The organism is Klebsiella sp. NPDC088457, assembly GCF_044900465.1.
Classification (GTDB): Bacteria; Pseudomonadota; Gammaproteobacteria; order Enterobacterales; family Enterobacteriaceae; genus Klebsiella.
In genome coordinates this window covers 1-3,173 of the sequence record NZ_JBJDNH010000006.1, presented here as the reverse complement: position 1 = coordinate 3,173, position 3,173 = coordinate 1, and the positions used below count along the sequence as shown (strand labels likewise).

Annotated in this window: 3 protein-coding genes; all 3 read right to left on the bottom strand. The window is 55.6% G+C overall.

Going from position 1 to position 3,173, the window contains the following annotated elements:
- Positions 1–263: hypothetical protein (locus ACI2JR_RS05360; protein WP_462478057.1), on the bottom strand; the 263-nt coding region annotated here is incomplete at its 3' end.
- 381 nt (positions 264–644) lie between these two features.
- Positions 645–1,361: a succinate dehydrogenase iron-sulfur subunit SdhB gene (sdhB, locus tag ACI2JR_RS05355; protein ID WP_004859670.1), complete on the bottom strand. Its 717-nt coding sequence runs from the start codon at positions 1,359–1,361 to the stop codon at positions 645–647.
- Positions 1,362–1,376: 15 nt separating this feature from the next.
- Positions 1,377–3,143, bottom strand: coding sequence for a succinate dehydrogenase flavoprotein subunit (gene sdhA / locus ACI2JR_RS05350; protein ID WP_462478056.1), 1,767 nt, complete (start codon positions 3,141–3,143; stop codon positions 1,377–1,379).
- Positions 3,144–3,173 lie beyond the last annotated feature (30 nt).

Sequence of the window (3,173 nt, the reverse complement as noted above, 5' to 3'; positions counted from 1 at the left end):
TTCACATTGGTGTCAGGGTCGGAAATCGAAGAAGTGTAACGTGAGGCATCCTTCGCCAGTCGACGGAAATAATCACGCGTTTTCGAATGAAATTGATCCGGTTTGACTCCGGTGCCAGGTAACTGCTGGAACATAGAACGCCAGTTGGCGTCAACAGAGTCAGGATCGGTTAAGAAGTCTTCATAGAGCTGTTCTATCCAGCTCTGGTTCGAACCAGAGAGGTAAGAAGAGTCCAGCCAGGCTTTCATTGCGCCGTTCTGCATCGTGATCCCTTAAGCATTTATATGCTTATTTCGCCGTAGAAACTACCACGCACATCAATTGTGCGTGCCGGGGTTCACTTGTTGCGGACGAGTTGTGGCTTCTGCGTCCGCGAAGGAACCTTTAAAAACTGCCATTAATCTTCGGCGTTCAGGCTGCGGTTGCGTTAGCTGCCTTCACTTACCCCGGTCACATAGTTCACTATGCTCCCGGGGATGCGTTCAGTTGCCGCCTTACCTCGCTCTGAACGCCTTGATTACTGGTACATATTTGGCGGTTTTTAAAGATTTCCTGCCATATCCCCGGCGGCACAAACGCTGCCGGGGCTACTGCTTCGGGTAGCCCGGATAAGCGATAGCGCCATCCGGGACAGACCGGGTTACTTACGCACTACGTTGCAGCAGCATCGACTTGATATGGCCGATGGCCCGCGTCGGGTTCAGCCCTTTCGGACATACACTGACGCAGTTCATAATGCTATGACAGCGGAATACGCTGAAAGCATCGCTTAACCCTTCCAGGCGGCTGTCGGTTTCGGTATCGCGACTGTCAATCAGGAAGCGATACGCCGCCAGCAGACCAGCCGGGCCGATAAACTTGTCCGGGTTCCACCAGAACGACGGGCAAGAGGTTGAACAACATGCGCAGAGAATACACTCGTACAGACCATCGAGTTTCTCACGCTGCTCGGGCTTCTGCAGATGCTCGCGAGCCGGAGGATTTTGCCCATTATTCAACAAGTAAGGCTTAATCTTCTCATATTGTGCATAGAATTGCCCCATGTCTACAACCAAATCGCGGATAACCGGCAAACCAGGCAGCGGACGGATGACAATTTTCTTACCCGGCTGATTCAGCGCGGAGATCGGCGTGATGCACGCCAGACCATTTTTACCGTTCATGTTCAGACCGTCGGAGCCACATACCCCTTCACGGCAGGAACGACGAAAAGAGAGCGACGGATCTTTTTCTTTCAGCTGCATCAGAGCATCCAGCAGCATCATGTCGCGACCTTCTTCCGCTTCCAGGGTGTAATCCTGCATACGCGGAGCATCGTCTACATCCGGGTTATAGCGATAAATTGAAAACTCGAGTTTCATTTTCCTGTCTCCGCATTAATAAGTACGAATCTTCGGCGGGAATGCCGGACGCAGTTTCGGTTCCATGTTGACGCTGCGACGCGTCATGGATTCCGACTCTGGCAGATACAGGGAATGGCACAGCCAGTTTTCGTCATCACGTTCCGGGAAGTCAAAGCGGCTATGCGCGCCCCGGCTTTCGGTACGGAAGTTGGCAGAGACCGCCGTTGCATAAGCGGTTTCCATCAGGTTATCCAGCTCCAGGCACTCAACGCGCTGGGTGTTGAACTCGCTGGAGGTGTCGTCAAGACGCGCATTTTTCAGACGCTCACGAATCACTTTCAGCTGCTCAAGCCCTTTCGCCATCGCATCACCTTCGCGGAATACCGAGAAGTTGTGCTGCATGCACTCCTGCAGCGCTTTGCGGATAACGGCCGGATCTTCACCGTCGCGGTTGTTGTTCCAACGGTTCAGGCGTGCCAGAGAAGCGTCGATTTCTTCTTCGCTGGCATCACGCAGCGCGCCCTGCTCGGCGATAGATTCCTGCAGATGCAGGCCCGCCGCGCGGCCGAAGACCACCAGGTCAAGCAGCGAGTTGCCGCCCAGACGGTTAGCGCCGTGTACCGATACGCAGGCGATCTCACCTACCGCGAACAGCCCCGGGATCACCACGTCTTCGCCTTTTTCATTCACGGTCAGCGCCTGGCCGGTCACTTTGGTCGGTATACCGCCCATCATGTAGTGGCAGGTCGGGATAACCGGAATCGGTTCTTTAACCGGGTCAACGTGAGCAAAGGTACGGGAGAGCTCAAGGATCCCCGGCAGACGGGATTCGAGAACTTCTTTACCCAGATGGTCCAGTTTCAGTTTCGCATGCGGACCCCACGGGCCGTCACAGCCGCGACCTTCACGGATTTCGATCATGATGGAACGCGCCACCACGTCACGACCCGCCAGGTCTTTCGCATTCGGCGCATAGCGCTCCATGAAACGCTCGCCATGCTTGTTCAGCAGATAACCGCCTTCACCACGGCAGCCTTCGGTGACCAGAACCCCTGCCCCGGCGATACCGGTCGGGTGGAACTGCCACATTTCCATATCCTGCACCGGCACGCCGGCGCGAATCGCCATCCCGACGCCGTCACCGGTGTTGATGTGGGCGTTGGTGGTGGACTGATAGATACGGCCAGCGCCGCCGGTTGCCAGCACGGTCGCGCGGGCTTTGAAGTAAACCACTTCACCGGTTTCGATACACAGCGCGGTACAACCGACCACTGCGCCATCGGCGTTTTTCACCAGATCCAGCGCATACCATTCGGAGAAAATATTGGTATGGTTTTTCAGGTTCTGCTGGTAAAGCGTGTGCAGCAGCGCGTGGCCGGTACGGTCAGCCGCTGCCGCAGTACGTGCCGCCTGCTCGCCGCCGAAGTTTTTCGACTGGCCGCCAAACGGACGTTGATAGATGGAGCCATCGTCCAGACGAGAGAACGGCAGCCCCATGTGTTCCAGCTCCAGAATCGCTTCCGGGCCGGTCTTACACATATATTCGATAGCGTCCTGATCGCCGATATAGTCCGACCCTTTTACGGTGTCGTACATATGCCATTCCCAGTTATCTTCATGGGTATTACCGAGCGCCACGGTGATGCCACCCTGCGCGGAAACGGTATGGGAACGGGTAGGGAACACTTTAGAGAGCAGCGCACAGCTCTGGCCGCTCTGGGAAATTTGCAGCGCCGCGCGCATACCTGCGCCACCGGCACCAATAACAACTGCATCAAATTCTCTGACAGGCAATTTCATTACACACCCCACACCACAACAAATCCATAA